The 18,378-nt window shown below is 60.5% G+C and carries 19 protein-coding genes; 11 read left to right on the top strand and 8 right to left on the bottom strand.

Annotated features, from left to right (window positions below; genetic code table 11):
• Positions 1-4 precede the first annotated feature (4 nt).
• Complete coding sequence (gene recA, locus BLU28_RS06810; protein WP_004442498.1) at positions 5-1,093, bottom strand: recombinase RecA; 1,089 nt, start codon at positions 1,091-1,093, stop codon at positions 5-7.
• Positions 1,094-1,339: 246 nt separating this feature from the next.
• On the opposite strand from recA, the gene BLU28_RS06805 reads away from it, so the two are divergent.
• Both BLU28_RS06805 and BLU28_RS06800 read left to right on the top strand, forming a co-directional pair.
• Complete coding sequence (locus BLU28_RS06805; protein ID WP_077986226.1) at positions 1,340-2,281, top strand: carbohydrate kinase family protein; 942 nt, start codon at positions 1,340-1,342, stop codon at positions 2,279-2,281.
• 28 nt (positions 2,282-2,309) lie between these two features.
• The gene (locus BLU28_RS06800; protein WP_004442502.1) at positions 2,310-3,233 is read left to right on the top strand and encodes a pseudouridine-5'-phosphate glycosidase; all 924 of its coding nucleotides are present in this window, start codon (positions 2,310-2,312) and stop codon (positions 3,231-3,233) included.
• Between the two features lie 284 nt (positions 3,234-3,517).
• Here BLU28_RS06800 and BLU28_RS06795 read toward each other — a convergent pair whose 3' ends face one another.
• Entirely contained in the window at positions 3,518-5,716 is a 2,199-nt protein-coding gene (locus tag BLU28_RS06795) for an OmpA family protein (RefSeq protein ID WP_006697641.1), read from the bottom strand.
• Positions 5,717-6,063: 347 nt separating this feature from the next.
• Between BLU28_RS06795 and BLU28_RS06785 the strand changes: the two genes are divergently transcribed.
• The 5 genes from BLU28_RS06785 (at position 6,064) to BLU28_RS06765 (ending at position 9,925) form a co-directional block, all read left to right on the top strand.
• Positions 6,064-6,837 carry an ABC transporter substrate-binding protein gene (locus BLU28_RS06785; RefSeq protein WP_004442506.1) on the top strand — a complete coding sequence of 258 codons (774 nt, stop codon included), beginning with the start codon at positions 6,064-6,066 and terminating at the stop codon, positions 6,835-6,837.
• A 112-nt stretch (positions 6,838-6,949) separates the two neighbouring features.
• Positions 6,950-7,753 carry an ABC transporter permease gene (locus tag BLU28_RS06780; protein WP_022556506.1) on the top strand — a complete coding sequence of 268 codons (804 nt, stop codon included), beginning with the start codon at positions 6,950-6,952 and terminating at the stop codon, positions 7,751-7,753.
• Positions 7,750-8,580 (top strand): ABC transporter permease, encoded by an 831-nt coding sequence (locus BLU28_RS06775; RefSeq protein WP_004442510.1) that lies wholly within the window; start codon positions 7,750-7,752, stop codon positions 8,578-8,580. Before BLU28_RS06780 ends, BLU28_RS06775 begins: the two co-directional genes overlap by 4 nt.
• Before the next feature lie 169 nt (positions 8,581-8,749).
• Positions 8,750-9,016, top strand: a complete 267-nt coding sequence (locus tag BLU28_RS06770; protein ID WP_004442513.1) for an usg protein — start codon at positions 8,750-8,752, stop codon at positions 9,014-9,016.
• A gap of 84 nt (positions 9,017-9,100) precedes the next feature.
• Complete coding sequence (locus tag BLU28_RS06765) at positions 9,101-9,925, top strand: class I SAM-dependent methyltransferase (RefSeq protein ID WP_072494590.1); 825 nt, start codon at positions 9,101-9,103, stop codon at positions 9,923-9,925.
• 242 nt (positions 9,926-10,167) lie between these two features.
• Here BLU28_RS06765 and BLU28_RS06760 read toward each other — a convergent pair whose 3' ends face one another.
• From BLU28_RS06760 to BLU28_RS06745, 4 genes are all read right to left on the bottom strand, one after another.
• Positions 10,168-11,133, bottom strand: coding sequence for an aliphatic sulfonate ABC transporter substrate-binding protein (locus tag BLU28_RS06760; protein ID WP_077986227.1), 966 nt, complete (start codon positions 11,131-11,133; stop codon positions 10,168-10,170).
• A 285-nt stretch (positions 11,134-11,418) separates the two neighbouring features.
• A complete protein-coding gene (locus BLU28_RS06755) occupies positions 11,419-11,907 on the bottom strand; it encodes an Lrp/AsnC family transcriptional regulator (RefSeq protein ID WP_003507846.1) in 489 nt (162 codons plus the stop codon).
• Between the two features lie 67 nt (positions 11,908-11,974).
• Positions 11,975-12,631: a uracil-DNA glycosylase family protein gene (locus BLU28_RS06750; RefSeq protein WP_168247044.1), complete on the bottom strand. Its 657-nt coding sequence runs from the start codon at positions 12,629-12,631 to the stop codon at positions 11,975-11,977.
• A complete protein-coding gene (locus BLU28_RS06745; protein WP_035211363.1) occupies positions 12,624-13,217 on the bottom strand; it encodes a thermonuclease family protein in 594 nt (197 codons plus the stop codon). The genes BLU28_RS06750 and BLU28_RS06745 overlap by 8 nt, the downstream gene beginning before the upstream one ends.
• Positions 13,218-13,325: 108 nt before the next feature.
• Between BLU28_RS06745 and pdhS2 the strand changes: the two genes are divergently transcribed.
• Entirely contained in the window at positions 13,326-14,861 is a 1,536-nt protein-coding gene (gene pdhS2, locus BLU28_RS06740) for a two-component system sensor histidine kinase PdhS2 (protein WP_035211364.1), read from the top strand.
• Positions 14,862-14,921: 60 nt separating this feature from the next.
• Here the strand turns inward: pdhS2 and BLU28_RS06735 are convergent, their stop codons facing one another.
• Positions 14,922-15,326 (bottom strand): diacylglycerol kinase, encoded by a 405-nt coding sequence (locus tag BLU28_RS06735; protein ID WP_004442540.1) that lies wholly within the window; start codon positions 15,324-15,326, stop codon positions 14,922-14,924.
• A gap of 8 nt (positions 15,327-15,334) precedes the next feature.
• A complete protein-coding gene (gene cobT, locus BLU28_RS06730) occupies positions 15,335-16,369 on the bottom strand; it encodes a nicotinate-nucleotide--dimethylbenzimidazole phosphoribosyltransferase (RefSeq protein ID WP_022556516.1) in 1,035 nt (344 codons plus the stop codon).
• 153 nt (positions 16,370-16,522) lie between these two features.
• Between cobT and BLU28_RS06725 the strand changes: the two genes are divergently transcribed.
• The 3 genes from BLU28_RS06725 to BLU28_RS06715 are packed head-to-tail and all read left to right on the top strand — an operon-like array spanning position 16,523 to position 18,223.
• The gene (locus tag BLU28_RS06725; RefSeq protein WP_006697636.1) at positions 16,523-17,308 is read left to right on the top strand and encodes an adenosylcobinamide-GDP ribazoletransferase; all 786 of its coding nucleotides are present in this window, start codon (positions 16,523-16,525) and stop codon (positions 17,306-17,308) included.
• Positions 17,309-17,327: 19 nt separating this feature from the next.
• Positions 17,328-17,519, top strand: coding sequence for a DUF1289 domain-containing protein (locus tag BLU28_RS06720; protein WP_077986228.1), 192 nt, complete (start codon positions 17,328-17,330; stop codon positions 17,517-17,519).
• Positions 17,516-18,223 carry a TIGR02281 family clan AA aspartic protease gene (locus BLU28_RS06715; RefSeq protein ID WP_004442546.1) on the top strand — a complete coding sequence of 236 codons (708 nt, stop codon included), beginning with the start codon at positions 17,516-17,518 and terminating at the stop codon, positions 18,221-18,223. Before BLU28_RS06720 ends, BLU28_RS06715 begins: the two co-directional genes overlap by 4 nt.
• Positions 18,224-18,378: the final 155 nt, after the last annotated feature.

Raw genomic sequence — 18,378 nt, 5'->3', positions numbered from 1 at the left:
AGGATCAGCCTTCGTCACCGTCGCCGTCATCGCCGGAATCAGGACCGCCATTCTGCAGGAAACGATCCGCAATCAGGCCGGCGTTCTGGCGCAGCGCCAGCTCGATCTCGTTTGCCGTATCGGGGTTATCGCGCAGGAAGGTCTTGGCGTTTTCACGCCCCTGCCCCAGACGCTGGCTGTTATAGGAGAACCAGGCACCCGACTTTTCAACGATACCGGCTTTTACGCCGAGGTCGACAAGCTCACCGGTCTTGGAAACGCCTTCGCCATACATGATGTCGAATTCCACCTGCTTGAAAGGCGGCGCCATCTTGTTCTTGACGACCTTGACGCGGGTCTGGTTTCCGACAACCTCTTCGCGTTCCTTGACAGCGCCGATACGGCGGATGTCGAGGCGAACGGAAGCGTAGAACTTCAGCGCATTACCGCCGGTCGTCGTTTCCGGCGAACCGAACATGACGCCGATCTTCATGCGGATCTGGTTGATGAAGATGACCATGCACTTCGACTTGGAGATCGAAGCGGTCAGCTTGCGCAGCGCCTGGCTCATCAAACGCGCCTGAAGACCCGGCAGGCTGTCGCCCATCTCACCTTCAATTTCCGCCCGCGGCGTCAGCGCCGCAACGGAGTCGACCACGAGAACGTCGACCGCGCCGGAGCGCACCAGCGTATCGGTGATCTCAAGCGCCTGCTCGCCCGTATCCGGCTGCGAGATCAGCAGGCTCTGCAGATCCACGCCAAGCTTGCGCGCATAGACCGGATCAAGCGCATGTTCGGCGTCAACGAAGGCGCAGATGCCGCCCTTCTTCTGGGCTTCCGCAATGGTCTGCAGCGCCAGCGTCGTTTTACCCGAGCTTTCCGGACCGTAAATTTCAATGATGCGCCCCTTCGGCAGTCCGCCGATGCCGAGCGCGATATCCAGGCTGAGCGAACCCGTCGAAACGGTCTCCACCTCAACCACATTTTCATTGGAACCGAGCTTCATGATCGATCCCTTGCCGAACGACCGTTCGATCTGGGAGAGCGCCGCTTCCAGTGCCTTGCTTTTATCCACCGATTTATCCTCTACGAGACGCAAAGAATTTTGTGCCATCCGAACCACCTTTAGGTTATTGAAGCCGCACAGGCAATGTAGCAGTATGGGAACGGTATGTACTCTATTTGTTCTCATTTAACAAGGCTGAGCCAGCATATTGAAAACAAATAGTGATAAGTCGTTTGTTCTGCTTTCGTTTTTCTGTGCGCGGCCCCTTGCCGCAAACCGGAGGCGAGGTCAGGAAAACGTCAGTTTAGGCCGAATCGTCCGGCCTTACCATCCGCCAGAGAGGGAAATGCAAGCGTGAAGAAAATACTCGTTCTGGGCGGCGCGCATATCGACAGGCGCGGCATGATCGAGACTGAAACGGCGCCGGGCGCCAGCAACCCCGGCTCCTGGATGGAAGAGGCGGGCGGCGGCGGTTTCAATGCTGCACGCAATCTCTCCCGGCTCGGCTTTCAAGTCAGGATCATCGCCCCGCGGGGCGGCGACGTGACGGGAGAAGCCGTTGCGGAGGCTGCACGACAGGCTGGCGTGGAGGACACGCCGTTCACCTTCCTCGACCGGCGCACACCGAGCTATACCGCCATTCTGGAGCGTGACGGCAACCTCGTCATCGCGCTCGCCGACATGGACCTCTACAAGCTCTTCACGCCGCGCCGGCTCAAGGTCCGCGCCGTCCGGGAGGCCATCACCGCAAGCGATATCCTGCTCTGCGACGCCAACCTGCCCGAGGACACGCTGGCTGCACTTGGCCTCGTTGCCCGCGCCTGCGAAAAGCCGCTGGCGGCCATAGCCATTTCGCCGGCCAAGGCCGTGAAGCTGAAAGCGGCGCTGGCCGACATCGACATCCTCTTCATGAACGAGGCGGAAGCGCGCGCGCTCACCGGCGAGACGGCCGCTGACGTTCGTGACTGGCCGGATATCCTGCGCAAGGCCGGGCTTTCCGGAGGCGTCGTCACCCGCGGCGCAAGCGAAGTCGTGGCCTTCGACGGAAATGAAAAAGCAATCCTCCACCCGCCCCTCATCCGCGAAGTGAAGGATGTAACCGGTGCGGGCGACGCCATGGCGTCTGGCTACCTCGCCGCCATTGCCGAAGGAAAGACGATTGCCGAAGCCCTGAGACGGGGCGCTGCGGCAGCTGCAATCACCGTGCAATCGCCCTTTGCCACCGCGCACAACCTATCAAAACACAGTGTCGAAGCCATGTTGGGGCTTGTTCCCCAGGCTGAAATACTGGCATGAACCGCTTTTAAGAACTGGAACAATGTAAATGACCCGCCCCATCTCCCCTCTCCTGCCTATCGTCTATTCTCAGGAAGTCGCCGCCGCCAAGCAGCGCGGTGCGCCGATCGTCGCGCTTGAATCGACCATCATCACCCATGGCATGCCCTACCCCGGCAATATCGAGATGGCGGAAAGCGTCGAGCAGATCATCCGTGATCAGGGCGCGGTTCCGGCCACCATCGCCGTCATTCACGGCACATTGCATATCGGCCTCGAGAAGGATCAGCTCGAGGCCCTGGCCCAGACCACGGATGCCATGAAGGTCTCGCGCGCCGATATCGCCTTTGCGATCGCCGAGCGCCGCACCGGCGCCACCACGGTTGCGGCGACCATGATCGCCGCTGCCCGCGCCGGCATCCGCGTTTTCGCGACCGGCGGCATTGGCGGCGTGCACAAGGGTGCGGAAGAAACCTTCGACATCTCCGCGGATTTGACGGAGCTTGCAAAGACCGGAGTGATCGTCGTCTGCGCCGGCGCCAAGGCGATCCTTGATATTCCGAAGACGCTCGAAGTCCTCGAAACCAACGGCGTACCCGTCGTCACTTTCGGTTCGGAAGAATTCCCGGCCTTCTGGTCTCGCTCCTCCGGCCTGCCAAGCCCGCTTTCGCTCAACAGCCCGGCCGCAATCGCCAACTTCCAGGTAACCCGCGAACAGCTCGGCATCGATGGCGGCATGCTGGTGGCCAATCCTGTGCCGGAAGCTGACGAGATTCCGCGCGAGGAAATGGAAATCTACATCAACCGCGCCATCTCGCACGCCGAGCGGGATGAAGTGACCGGCAAGGCTGTCACGCCGTATCTGCTGGGTGACATTTTCCGCCTGACGGATGGTCGCAGCCTCGAAACCAATATCGCGCTGGTTCGCAACAACGCGCAATTAGCGGCTGAGATTGCGGTGGCGCTGAGCTAACCGTCGGGGTTGGGATCATCCTCAAGCTTGCGGGTGACGCCAGGGTTCGAAAACCTCACCTCCGTCATGCCGGACTAGATCCGGCATCCAGCCACGGCGCGTCTGCGCCGTGAAAGAGTCTTTTGTGATCAAGGACTTGATCACGCTGGACCCCGGATCTGGTCCGGGGTGACGGATTGCGGATGATCAAGTTCTGCCAAACGCCTCGGCGCTGGGGACATCGTAAGCAATAAAAGGCCCGGAGAGCTTTCGCTTCCGGGCCTTGTTTTTCTATTTGAACCCGGTCAGTTCTGAGCGACCGGCTTCACCAGCGGCGTCACGCGGCGGATGGTGACGCGGCGGTTCTGCTGTTCCGGGCCGAGTGTCTGGACTTTCAGGTAACGCTCGCCATAACCCTGCGTCGCGAGGTTTTCCGGCGGGATGCCGTAGACGTCGGTCAGCACGTTGGCGACGGAGGCAGCGCGCTCGTCAGACAGTACGAGGTTGCTTTCATCCGAACCGACGGCATCGGTATGGCCTTCGATGAGGAAGGTTTCCGCCGGGTTCTTTTCCAGCGCCTTGTTGATTGCGTCGGCCACCTTGCGCAAGGAGCGAGCCTGCGCCATCGGGATTTCAGCGCTGCCGGTCGCGAAGGTGATCGTATCGAGGTCGATACGGCGCACCTTGTCACGGATGCGAGCCGAATAGCGCACTTCATCCAGCGAATAGACACGTTCCACCGGCTCGACAGGCGGCTGTTCCAGGAAGCGGTAATAATCGCGATCCGGATCGCTCGACGTGTCGATGATGTAGTCCGTCACGGGAATGCGCAGACGCATGGGCGGCAGATCGAGACCGGGGTCGCGATAAACGTAATCGCGATCCGGATCGTCCATCAGCTCCGGTGCGTAGAACAGCACATATTCGCGGCCGCGATCGTCAATGCGCGAACGCTGGATCACGTCGCCATAACGGTTGCGGATCGTCACGACCTGCGTGCCATCACGGCGCTCCACGGTTTCGCGGACACGGCCGCCCTGCAGGCGCTCGTAATAGGGCTCGCCGCCATCGCGGATGAAGCGCTGGTTGTCATCGCCACGAACGACGACGCGGTCACCGAACTGCAGGATGATCGGCGCATCGCCATCGCGATCACGCGGACGACCCTCGCGCGGCTGCCATTCGCGTACACCGTCCGGCCGCTCATATTGCGGGCGGCGGTCGATGCGCTCGCCCTGCTGGGAAGTGATGGCTTCCAGCTTTACGGGTGGCGGCGGAGCCTTGCCTTCAGCAGCACCGGCGCGTTGCGCCTCGGCGTCGGAGGTCGGGACCTTGAAGTCGCCGGCCTGTTCGCGTTCACGACGGCGTTCCTCGCGGGTCTGGCGGTTGCCGGAACGCTCCACTTCCTTGTCGCTGTCGAGAACGGCAGCACCCTTGTCGACCGGCAGGATGACGGTGTCGGCCGTCTTGGACGGGTCCTTGGCGATCGCCTTGGCCTTGTCCAGCTCCTCCTTCGTCATCGGCGGGGCTTCCGTCTGCGGAACGGCAACCTGGTTCGGCACCGGTTCGCCGGCGGGCGCCTGCCCGGTCGTCGCACCACTCGGCGGCGGGGTCGGCGCGCCTGGCAGCGGGGCTGCGGGTTCCGTTCTACCCTGACCTTCTACCGGAGGCTGTTCGGAAGGCTGGCGGCCAGGTGCAGGGTTTGGCTGGGCCTCGGGTGCCGGTGGGCGCGCGGGCGTCGGCGCTTCTGTCGGAACAGGTGCTTCCTTCGCGGCGGGCTCGGGAGCGGCAGGCTTTTTCTCGGGAACGGCTTTTTCGGCCGGTTCGGCTTTCTGTTCCGGGGCCTTTTCCTCTACTGCCGGTTTTTTGGCGGGTGCCGGCTCACGGGGCTTGGCCGGCTGCTCGGCATTTTCAGGGCGAGCTGCTGGCTCCTGTTCGGCCGCAGGCTCTTTCGCACGCTCCTTACGGGGACGCTCGGGACGCTGTTCGCCGTCGCCTGCAGGCTGCTCAGCCCGTTCCGGGTTGCGCGGACGTTCCTTCGGCTGCTGTTCGGCAGGCGCAGCTTCAGGCGCGGCCTCACGCTGACGAGCCGGGCGCTGTTCACCCTCGCCCTGCGGCTCCTGCGCCCGTTCAGGCTTGCGGGGACGCTCCTGCGGCTGCTCGGCCGGCGCAGGCTCCGGGCGGGCCTCACGCTGCTGCGGTTCCGGCGGCGCTTCGCGCTTGGGCTCCGGCTCGCGCTGGGGCTCCGGTGCGCGCTCTTCACGCTTCGGTTCGGCAGGTTGCGCCTCTTCGGCGCGCTGACGCTTCTTCTTGAGTTCTTCTTCGGGGTTTTCCTGCGCCGGCTCCGCCTGCGCCAGGATTATCTGGCCGGGCGCGGTTTGAGAAACAGGCGCCTGGGCGCGGGCCGCGCCGGCAAAGCCTGCCGCTGCTGGCTCAACCGCGATCGCGAGAGACATGAGTGGAAAAACCACCCCGGTCAGCAATGTGTTTTTCTTTTTCAGCATCAGTGCTTCCTCATCTGCCGTCATTTTATGGGTCGCGAATGACGCGACGTCGTGGGCCCGGCTTGGCACGCAGGCGCTGTTCAACGCCTTACACACGCTCCGGTTCCCATGATGACCAAAGCCTTCTGTACCGGAAATGAACAGATCAAGGCCTTTTCGTGGAGGCTCTGCGGCACAAAGAAGGTCGCTAATATTGCAGTTGCATTTTTTGACCAAGCGGACGAATAATCACATCCGCGCTGAAGGCCACAGGCGGTATCCTCCGTCCTGCCGCGCCTTGGCGCCCATGGCGTCCGCACTGAAAACAACAACAGACCGCGGATGAACGACCAAAAGAGAGGATCGAAATGCCTATTTCCACCCGTCTGCTCGCAGCCGTATCGATTGCCGCCATCTCGCTCTTTTCCGGCGCGGCTCTCGCGCAGGACAAGATTGTCATCGGCACCGAAGGCGCCTACCCGCCCTTCAACAATCTCGAAGCCGACGGCACGCTGACCGGCTTCGATATCGACATCGCCAAGGCGCTGTGCGAACAAATGAAGGCCGAGTGCACCTTCGTCACCAATGACTGGGACGGCATCATCCCCGCCCTTCAGGCCAAGAAGTTCGACGCCATCATCGCGTCCATGTCGATCACCCCGGAACGTCTCCAGAAGGTCGACTTCTCCAAGAAATATTACAACACGCCGCCGGCGATCGCCGTGCCGAAGGATTCGCCGATCAAGTCCCTCGACGATCTCAAGGGCAAGTCGCTCGGCGCACAGGGCTCCACCACCCACTCCAACTACGCTGAAAAACACTTCCCGGATTCCGACGTGAAGATGTATCCGACCGCAGACGAATATAAGCTCGACATCGCCAATGGCCGTATTGACGCTGTCATCGACGATATCGTCGTGCTGTCGGAATGGCTGAAGACCGATGCCGGCAAGTGCTGCAAGATCCTGACACCGCTCAAGGTAGACGTCGACATCAACGGCAACGGCGCAGGCATTGCCGTTCGCAAGGGCGACACGGCGCTGGCCGACAAGTTCACGGCTGCCATTGCCGGCATCCGCGCCAGCGGCAAGTACCAGGAGATCAACAAAAAATACTTCGATTTCGACGTTTACGGCGAGTAAGCCGGTTCGATCTGTTGAAATCTCGTGGCGGAAGGCTTGCCCTTCCGCCATTTTTGTTTGAAAACGTCACCATAACAATCACGGCGGCTTAAGACCGCAGGGGAAAATTGGCATGAGCGGAGCATTTTCCGCCATAGGTGCGTTCTGGACCTATGTCTCGACACTTCTCGATCCCTTCTGCGGTCCGGTCGGTCTCTTCTCGCTTTTCGGAAACGGCACTCTCGTCGCCTGCGGCGATGCGGGCTGGGGCGATGAAATCGCTTTCGGCGTCAAGGTCACGATCTCGCTGGCGCTTGCCACCCTGCCAGTCGGGCTATTGATCGGCTTCCTGATCGCGCTCGCCGCGCAATCGGAAGAAAAATCGCTTCGGCTGGCCGCCGGAATTTATACCACCATCTTCCGCGGCCTGCCCGAACTGCTGACGCTCTTCATCGTCTATTACGGCATCCAGATGCTGTTGCAATCCGTGGCAGGTTACATCGGCATTACCGGCCCCATCGAAATCAACGCCTTCGTTGCCGGCATGGTGGCGCTTTCGGTGGTGTTTTCATCCTATGCGTCTGAGGTGCTTCTCTCGGCCTTCAAGGCCATACCGAAGGGGCAATATGAGGCGGGTGACGCACTCGGACTTTCCCGCAGCCGCACCATGGTGCTCATCATCATTCCGCAGCTGGTGCGGATCGCCCTTCCCGGCATGACCAACCTGTGGGTCATCCTGCTGAAAGACACGTCCTACGTATCGATCATCGGCCTTGCCGATATCATCCGCCAGACCGGCATTGCCGCCCGCGTCAGCAAGGAAGCCTTCTTTTTCTACGGCATCGCCTGCCTGCTTTACCTCATTCTCGCGCTCCTCTCATCCATCGGCATCGGTTTCATAGATCGCTGGTCGCGCAAGTCGGAGGCCAGACGATGAGCCATATCAAGGAACTCATTCCGCCACGCCCAGCGCCCATCGTTGCGGACAAACCGCTGAACATCTCCCGTGTCGTCGGCATCGCTGTCATTACGCTCTGGCTGCTTCTCGCCGCCGGGCTGTTATTTGCGATGATCGAGGGTTGGGATTGGGACAAATTTGAACGGTATGGTCCCCGTTATATCGATGGCCTCATCACCACAATCACGCTGGTCGGCAGCTCGATCATTCTCGGCGCCATCCTGTCCGTGCCGATCGCCTTCGCCCGCATGTCTGAAAATCGCGTCATCGGCGCGCTCGCTTATGCCTACGTCTATGTCTTCCGCAGCACGCCGCTGCTGGCGCAGCTTTTCCTGATCTATTACGGTCTCGGCAGCTTCCGCCCGGCGCTGGAAGCCGTTGATCTCTGGTGGTTCTTCCGCGAAGCCTGGTATTGCGGCCTCCTGTCGCTGACGCTCAACACCGCCGCCTATCAGGCGGAGATCCTGCGCGGGGCGATCCAGAGCGTGCCGCGCGGCCAGCACGAAGGGGCGGCGTCGCTCGGTATTTCCAAGTTCATCACCTTCCGAAAGATCATACTGCCGCAGGCGCTGATCGTCGCTTTGCGCCCCTATGGCAACGAGATCATCCTGATGATCAAGGGTTCGGCGGTGGTCTCCATCGTCACCGTCTTCGACCTGATGGGCCAGACCCGTTACGCCTTTTCCCGCACCTTCGATTATCAGGCCTATCTCTGGGCTGCGATCTTTTACCTTGCGATCGTCGAGACGCTGCGCCATGTCTGGGCCTGGCTGGAGGCCCGCTTGACCCGTCACCTCAAGCGCTGAGCCCAACGTTGGCAGCACTCATCAATGAGTACTGCCAACACTTTGAAAAATATAACAAATTTGTGACGCATCCATTCTTTTGGCAAGGTTGGGTTAACCCTGCCGTGTTCCCATCTAAGATACAGCGGCAACGCTGTGATCGGTCATCATCGATATGGGAACCGCCACCATGAACAAGGACATGGAAATGATGCTGCGAGGCTATGGCCTCACCACCGCCCAGATATTCTACCGCCTGCCAGACCATCCTCTGGTTCTCCAGACCTATGTCTGGCAGAATTACGATCTGGCCCCCGATTTTCCTGAAATGCACGGCTTCCTCAAGTTCTGGCAGGAAAAGCTCGACGGCCCCCTGCACTCCGTCCGCTATGTGCACCGGCAGGTTATTTCGGCGCAGGAATGGCGCGCGCTCAAAGGGGAGTTCATCCTCCACTAAGCCCTCACGCCACATAAACATTGCGCCGGTCCCCGATGCGGCTTACAGCAAACGTCAATTGAAGACGCTGACGGATAAGGCACGATGACCAAGAACCAGAAGATCGACGAAGAGGCGCTCGCCGAGGCCTATAACCGCGCACTCGCGCTTGAAAAGGCCGGTGATGTGGACGCGGCGGTGAAGGCCTATGAGGAGGTCCTCGCCATCGATCCGGAAGACCACGGTGGCGCAGCCGTACGCATTGCCGCCATGGGCCGGGGCGAACAGCCTTCCAAAGCGCCCGACGCCTATGTCGAAACCCTGTTCGACCAGCATGCCGAAGCCTTCGAGGACATTCTTGTCGAGCAGCTGGGTTACGCCGTGCCGATGATGGTTCGCCAGCGGCTGCAGACGCTCAATCTCGGCCCTTTCAAACGCCTGCTCGATCTCGGCTGTGGCACCGGCCTCACCGGTGAAGCGCTGCGCGATATGGCTGACGACATCACCGGCATCGATATTTCCGAAAACATGGTCGAGATCGCTCATGAGAAGGACCTCTACGAGACGCTCTATGTCGCCGAAGTTGAGGATTTCCTTGAGGACAATGACGACGAGCCCTTTGACATCATCACCGCCACCGATGTGCTGCCCTATCTCGGCGCGCTGGAACCGCTGTTTTTCGGCGCCGCCGAAAACCTCAATGCCGGCGGCCTGCTGATCTTCTCGTCGGAGACCCTGCCCGAAAAAATCATGGCCGGGCGCCCCTACATGGTCGGCCCGCACCAGCGTTTCGCCCATGCCGAAACCTATGTCCGCGAACGACTGGCGGCGACCGGTTTCGAGGTGATTGAAGTGACCGACATCAATGTGCGCATGCAGGACGGCAATCCGACGCCCGGTCATCTGGTGATTGCGAAGTTCAAGGGCTGATGCGGTGACCTTGAGGCAATTTTCTTCTCCCCGCCGGGGAGAAGATGGCCCGAAGGGTCGGATGAGGGGGCTGGCTCTCAGTCTATCTCTACCCTCGCCCCCTCATCCCGCTGCCGCGGACTTCTCCCCCACGGGGAGAAGAAACAAGCGGCATCCAATCGCCTCACATTTAACACCAACGGCCTGAATCAACCTCTGAGCAACATCCGCCAGCCGGTTGAAGAGACTCCACTTTCCGCCCATCAACTCGCCTTGGGACGCCAGACGATATCCGCCACCTTGAGCGTCTTCGGCACGATCTTCAGATCGTAGAACTCGTCCGCAAGCGCCTGTTGATAGGCGATGGCTTCATCCGGAACCAGCGAGACCCGTCCGAGATCGGCACCGGGGCGCGTCAGCGAGACCTTCGTGACATCCTCGGGGACACCGGTGATGGCCGACAAGGATTTGGCTGTCGCGTCGATGTTGGTCTGCGCTTTCGCACCCACATTCGCCAGTTCCTTCAGGATCAGCGGCACGAGATCGGAATTACTTTCAACAAAATCGCCATTGGCGAGGAAGTAGCTCCACGGATCGACGATGCCTTCGGCTGTCGAGAGAACCCTCGTCGTCGGCTCTTTCTCCGCCACGGCGAAATAGGGATCCCAGATCGACCAGGCATCGATGCTGCCGCTTCGAAAGGCGGCCGCCGCATCCGGCGGGGCAAGATCGACGGGCGTGATGTCTGCCAAGGTCAGCCCCGCCTTTCGCAACGCCTTCACAGTGACGTTATGGGCGCTGGAGCCGCGCTTGAAGGCGACCTTTTTGCCCTTCAGGTCTTGGAGCGTCTTCAGCGGCGAATCGTTCTGCACGAGGATCGCCGATCCGCCTGCCGCCGCCTTGTAGGTGCCGACATAACGCAGATTGCCGCCGGCGGCTTGCGCGAAAAGCGGCGGCACATCGCCGGTCGGGCCGATATCCAGCGCACCGGCACCCAGCGCTTCAAGAAGCGGCGGCCCGGAGGAAAATTCAGACCACTTGACCTCGATGCCGCGATCCTTCAGCAGCGCTTCGAGCGCGCCCTGGCTCTTCGCGAGCGCTATCACGCCATTCTTCTGCCAGCCAATCCGCAACGTCGTGGTTGCGGCGCTCGCGCGCCGGATATGCGGCAGAAACACCGCCCCGGTCGCACCTGCAATCAGTCCCAATGTTCCGCGTCGTGTCAGCATATGGATATCCCTCGCTATTCCATCCTTCGACAGTAAAAGCGTAGATATTCGAGCGATTTTATCAAAATCTTGGTTTGCGCGCAGACGGCGCTGAGAGAATTGAATGTGCGAATTTGCCGTTACCGGCGAAATAGAATTGTCGTGCCTCTGCGGCAGCTACCGGACGGACCTTCCGACAGTATCAGCCCTGGCAGGCCCGACCGACGCCCAAAAAACCACCCACGAATTAAAACGCCCTCCCCGGCGGCCGGAAAGGGCGTTGATCAAAAACTGACCAGCGACGGATCACTCTTCGCCGGATTTGGGATTATCCAGCAGCATGTAATCGAGCGGCAGTTCCGTCGTATATTTGATCTGCTCCATCGCAAAGGCGGAGGAGACGTCGCGGATTTCGATCTTGGCGATCATCCGCTTGTAGAAAGCGTCATAGGCGGCGATATCGGGCACGACCACGCGCAGCAGATAGTCGACATCACCGCTCATACGGTAGAATTCGACAACCTCCGGGAATTCGGAAACCACTTCGGAGAAGCGCTTCAGCCATTCGATGGAATGGGAGGCGGTGCGGATGGAGACGAAAACCGTGACCTTGGTATTGACCTTGACCGGATCGAGCAGGGCCACACGCCGGCGGATGACGCCGTCTTCTTCCATCTTCTGGATACGCCGCCAACAGGGCGTCGTGGAAAGGCCGACCTTCTTCGCCAGATCGGCAACAGCCAGCGTGGAATCCTCTTGCAGAATGCGCAAAATCTTACGGTCTAGGCGATCCAATGCGTCTACCCTCCTGAATTAATTTCCTTTCAATACACTAATTTTTGCGGAAAAACAGAAAATTGTTTCACCAAAGCTGCATTTCCACATATTCTCGCAGAACCGGCAACAGCTCCTCCGTAAACCATGGGTTCTTTTTCAGCCACCCCGTGTTGCGCCAGCTCGGATGCGGCAAAGGAAGAATGCCGGGGCCGGAATTGGCGTGAAGATAGCTGCGCCAGTTTTGCACCGTTTCGGTCATGGTTTTGCATCGTCTTTCACCCAGGTGAAAAGCCTGGGCATATTGGCCGATCGCGAGGATCAGCTCCACCTGCGGCATCGCCGCCATGACCCGCGTGCGCCAGTGCGGGGCGCATTCCCGCCGTGGCGGCAGGTCGCTTCCCTTGTCATCATAACCGGGAAAACAGAACCCCATGGGAACGATGGCGAAACGATCCGGATCGTAAAATGTCTCCCGGTCGACATTCAGCCACTGGCGCAGCCTGTCGCCGGAAGCATCGTTGAATGGCAGGCCCGTTTCATGCACGCGCAGCCCTGGCGCCTGCCCGGCAATCAGAATGCGTGGTCTTGCCGACATGACGACCACCGGCCGGGGTTCATGCGGCAGGCGGTCAGCCATTCCCTTGAGCGGCCTGTCGCGACAGAGACGACAGCGGGCAATCTCACCGCGCAGCCCGTCCAGCCCATCATCATGCACTGGCCCAACCCTCTCTCCTTCAGCCATGATCCCACCCCAGAAGATGGCGGACGATGGTGAGGAAACCCGCCGCCGGCGTTTCCATATCCGCGGCACGGTGATCCCTCCGCCACTGCGAGGGCTTTTCGAATTCTCCCGCCCAGATGCCGAGCGCCTGCCTGCGCGCGGCTTCCTGCTCGCCTGAAAACTGGAAATATCCCGACGCGACGGCAAAACCGGCCGACACCATGTCCGACGAAACATCCCTGCCGCCGGCGGAACAATAGACGAGCAGTCGCCCGTATCGATCTCTGGAACTGCCGGAGCAGGAGAAATCCGCTGGCGCGGCCAGCCGTTGCAGAACACGGCGCGCCTCCTCGCCACATGGCCAGCTTTCGCCCCCGCGCAGACATGTCTGCGCAAGCTCCGGCGCATCGATGCCGAGCAGCCGGAAACGTTCCTTGCCCTTGGAGAGCGTGTCGCCATCAATCACGAAGAAGCGGCCGCTATAGGTTTCGCTGTTGATATGATCAAGCTTGGCGGCAATCAGAACCCCTAGAAAAACCGTAGCAAGGAACAGGCCGCCGTCGCGGACTGCGGAAAAACCCCCGCGCCTGCCTCCATTTCGTCTCATGTAACAACAAACCCTTGTCAGAAATGGCAAACAAATCCTTTCACGGCAGCATCTTCTTAAGATTTTGGGCGTAGTCTGCAAGGGTTCATGTCACCCTGCGTTGTAACAATGAGTAAAAGCGTCAGCACGTCCACCGACAAGATCATCGTCGACCGCTCGAAAAAACATCGCAACAAGGCGGTTTTCGACGCGGTGAAGACGACGCGTGAACGCTTGCAGCAAGGTGCAGGCGCAAGCGACGCCTATGAACGCGAGATGCTGACCATGCACATCGCCGAGACCCTGCAGGGCGCGATGATCATGCCGCTTTTCATCGTGCTTGCCTCCATCATCGGCGTTTACATAACCCGCGATATCAGCCTCATCATCTGGTCGCTGGCTGCATTGAGTTTCCACGCCATTTCGCTGATGCTCGCCAAACGGGCTGCAAAACAGGAAATCACCGCCGAAAACCTCCTGCACTGGAAAAATCTTTTTCTCGGAATGCAGATCGTCATCGGGTGCATCTGGGCGATGTTCGCGCTGGCGGAGCCAACGCGTAATGACCCGACGCTCGTGCTTTTCTTCAAGGGCTCGACGCTGCTGATCGCGCTCTCGCTCACCGCCACGGCCAATTTCATGCTGCGGCGGGCAACCTTCATGACTTTCCTGCCGGTGCTGGCGGCTCTCTGCGTCACCTCTGTCTTCTCGCGCGATCCATTCGATGTCGGTCTTGCGCTGATGTTCGGCATGGCGATCCTGTTCTGCCACCGCATCACCAGCCGGCTTTACCAGACCAGCATCAAGCTCCTCTCCTCGCAGACGGAAAAGGACGACCTGATCGCCGAGCTCGAAGTCGCCAATTCGGTTTCCGACGAGGCGCGGCGACGCGCGGAAGAAGCCAATCTGGCCAAGTCGCGCTTTCTCGCCTCCATGTCGCACGAGCTGCGCACGCCCCTCAACGCCATTCTCGGCTTCTCCGAGGTCATGTCCTCGGAGGTGCTGGGGCCGCTCAACAATCCGCTCTACAAGGAATATTCCGGCGATATCCACCGCTCCGGCCAGCATCTGCTCGATCTCATCAACGAAATCCTCGACCTGTCGCGCATCGAGGCGGGCCGTTATGACCTGAACGAAGAAGCGATCTCGATGCTGGAAATCGCCGAAGATTGCATCGGCATGATCCAGCTTCGCGCCCGCGCCAAGAACATCAGGATCTCCCAGCAGTTTGAAAACAGCCTGCCGCAGGTCTGGGCGGACGAAAAATCGATCCGCCAGGTCGTCCTCAACCTGCTGTCCAACGCCGTCAAGTTCACCCCGCAGGGTGGAGAAATTCTCGTAAAGGCGGGCTGGACGGCCGGCGGCGGCCAATATGTGTCGATCAGGGACAATGGCCCAGGCATTCCCGAGGAGGAAATTCCGGTGGTGCTGTCAGCCTTCGGTCAGGGATCAATCGCGATCAAGAGCGCCGAGCAGGGAACCGGCCTTGGCCTGCCCATCGTTCAGGCCATCCTCGCCAAGCATGACGGCCAGTTCATTCTGAAATCCAAACTGCGTGAGGGCACAGAAGGCATCGCCATCCTGCCCGCGAAACGCGTGCTCCAGAGCCTGCCCGCGGTCGAAGAAACCCATGCCATCCAGCCACGCCGACGGTCCTTCGCTTAAGGCGCCCACAGGAAGGCGTCGCCCGGCTTTCCACCTGGAAATGCCTTGAAGCTGGCAACCTCAGAAGAACAGCGTCGTCACCAGCGAATACAGCACGAAAAATCCGTTCGCCATCAACAGGCAGAAGACGGCAAAGGAGCCGAGATCCTTGGCGTGCCGGCCCACGGAGGAAATTTCCGGCGAAATGCGGTCCACCAGTTCCTCAATGGCGGTATTGAGCGCTTCCACCGAGAATAAAAGCAGCATCAACACCGTGAAAACGAGAAGATGCGCAAACGGCGCGCCCACGACCAGAAGCAGGCCAAGCCCGACGCAGAAGGCAAGAACTTCGTGACGAAAGGCAGCTTCCTGCCAGAGCCGGCCGAGCCCCTGCAGGGAATAGCGCGCGGCAGCGAACAGATGCCGCCAGCCCTTTTCTTTACGAAAGACCGGTTCTGGCGGTGGCATGTGCGGCGTCGCGTCCATCTTCAGCCTCAATGATTGGTGGGCGCGGTGATGCGTGTGTCGACACCCGCTGCCTCAAACGTCGCCATGCCGGAATGGCAGGCGGCGGCGGCCTTGACGATGGCGGCGGCAAGGGCCGCACCGGTGCCTTCGCCAAGACGCATTCCAAGCGCCAGAAGCGGCGTCTTGCCAAGCTTTTCGATGGCTGCCAGATGGCCGGGCTCGCCCGAGACATGGCCGATAAGGCAATGATCGAGCGCAGAGGAATTCGCAGCCTTCAGCAGCGCCGCGGCGGCCGTTGCCACATAACCATCTATCAACACGGGAATGCGCTGCACGCGCGCAGCAAGAATGGCACCTGCAATCGCCGCGATTTCGCGTCCGCCGAGACGACGCATGATTTCCAGCGGATCGGACAGGTGGTCCTTGTGGAACTCTACCGCCGCCTTCACCGCCGCAATCTTGCGGGCCATGACGTCACCTTCCGAACCGGTGCCCGGACCGGTCCATTCTTCCGCCGTACCGCCATATAGCGCAAGATTGATCGCAGCCGCTATCGTGGTGTTGCCGATGCCCATTTCACCGACGCAGAGAAGATCGGTGCCGCCGGCAATCGCCTCCATGCCGAAGGCCATGGTGGCGGCGCAGTCACGCTCCGAAAGCGCCGGTTCACAGGTGATATCCCCGGTCGGGTAATCCAGCGCCAGATCGAAAATCTTCAGGCCGAGATCATTGGCCACGCAGATCTGGTTGATCGCCGCGCCACCGGCGGCAAAATTTTCCACCATCTGCTGGGTCACAGACGTCGGATAGGGCGTGATGCCGTGGCGGGTCACGCCGTGATTGCCGGCGAAGATTGCCACCAGCGGACGGTTGACGGCAGGCGAACGGCCGGACCAGGCGGCAAGCCACATGGCGATTTCTTCGAGACGGCCGAGCGAACCGGCAGGTTTCGTCAGCTGCGCATTGCGCTCCTTCGCCGCAACAAGCGCGTGCGTGTCCGGGCCGGGAAGCTCGCGCAGCAGCGCGCGGAAATCATCGAAGGGCAATCCGCTCATGCTCATGATATCAGTCTCTCTCATAGCCGGTCTGGCTTTCGCATCGGCTCATGCGTCCGGAAACTTGTGTTTTCCGGCAAATCGGTCTTTGTTGCGCCTCTCATAATAGCGGATGCGCCGCGGAACAACCGGAAATGCAGCGACTGCAACGGAGAGAGCATGAAGGCCCGGGATTTTATAACAGATGTCATGCATTCCCTCGCCTTTCTGAGCCGCCTGCCCGTCCCTTCGCGATTCTTCGAAGGCGACTCGGGCGTGTCGATGGGCCGGGCCGCCCGTGCCTTCCCCGCCGCGGGACTGCTGATCGCCCTGCCCGCCGCTTTCCTGGTTGTCGTGTTTGCTCGCTTCGATGCCTCTCCGCAGCTCACCGGGTGGCTCGCCATCGGCCTGACGGCGCTCATGACAGGCGCGCTGCATGAGGACGGGCTTGCCGACATGGCCGACGGTTTCGGCAGCGGCAGGGACAAGGCGCGTATGCTTGAAATTATGAAGGACAGCCGTATCGGCAGTTATGGCACCATTGCCATGGTTCTTTCCTTCGCGCTCCGCGCCACTGCACTCGCCTCGCTGATCGAAACCCTGCCGGGCAAAACCGCTGCCGCCTGCCTGATTGCAGCGCTTGTCACGAGCCGCGCGCTGATGGTGTGGCACTGGCAGTCCCTGCCCGCCGCCAAGACCTCCGGCATCGCGGTCAATGCCGGCCAGCCCGGAGAAAGCGAGCGCAACATCGCGCTGGCCGCCGGGCTTCTTCTCTTCATATTGTTCACGCTGCACGCGCTGCCACTGTTTGAGATCGCGCTTGTGCTGGCGGTGGCGGTCATCGCGGCCATGCTGTTCGGCAGGCTGTGCGAGAGGAAGATTGGCGGCCATACCGGGGATACCATTGGGGCTTGCCAGCAGATCACGGAGATCGTGATTCTCGTCGCACTTGCCCTTGCGGCATGAGGGCCTGATATAGATCACCATGGAAACACCCTGCGTCCAGATCTGTCGCCTCGAAACGACCCACACTCTCTGCATAGGCTGCGGCCGCACGCTGGATGAAATCGGCGGCTGGACGGGTTATAGCGACGAGACGCGCCGCTCGATCATGCGCGCGCTGCCGCAAAGATTGGCAAATCTGTCCGAGTCCGCCAAGGAGACACATACCGCATGAACAGACTGACCATCGTTCTCCTTCTGCTGGCCGTCGGCCTTGGCCTGCTCGTCGTTAATCACAATGGTGGCCGAACGCTCGGCATCGATAATGATCAGTTTGCCCAGGTCCTTTATCTTCTGCCCATCGCAGGGCTGCTGTCGGCCGGCATTCTGGCGGGAAGACGCGGCAACTTCGGCACCGTCATCCGGCAGCTCGCCGTCTGGCTCGTCATCATCCTCGGCCTCGTCTCGCTCTATCTCTATCGCTATGACCTGCAATCCTTCGGCGACCGGCTGCTCGGCGGTCTGATGCCCGGCCGCGCCGTCGTGGTGACGACATCGGCAGGCGAGCAGGAAATCGTGCTGCACAAATCCATGAGCGGCCACTTTGAAGCGAATGTCGGGATTGAGGGCAGGACGATCCACATGCTGGTCGATACAGGCGCCAGCTCCGTGGTGCTCGCAAATGCGGATGCGACCGCAATCGGCATCGACACCACAAATCTTCGCTATACCGTACCGGTAATGACCGCCAATGGCCGCACGGCAGCAGCACCCGTCACGCTGTCGGAAATCAGCATTGGCCCGATCGTGCGGCGCAACATCCCCGCCCTCGTCGCCCAGGATGGCCAATTGGGCCAGAGCCTGCTTGGCATGAGCTTTTTGTCGACGCTTGGTTCGCTGCAGATGCAGACCGACGAATTGCGGTTGCGGGATCGGTGAGCACTGCCCCCTCGAGATTCATTTCGGGGAGTTTTCTCACGTCTTGGTACCGGAAAGGAAATTCCTCGTAGCGTCTGCAATCGGGATATTCTTTTCACGCACAAGGGCTGCGGCGGGCCATTGCCCCTTGATTCCCTCGCATTTGATAATTTAAG

It is taken from the genome of Agrobacterium pusense (assembly GCF_900102105.1).
Lineage (GTDB): Bacteria > Pseudomonadota > Alphaproteobacteria > Rhizobiales > Rhizobiaceae > Agrobacterium > Agrobacterium pusense.
The sequence above is the reverse complement of the archived record's forward strand: the minus strand, read 5'-3'. Positions and strand labels throughout refer to the sequence as shown.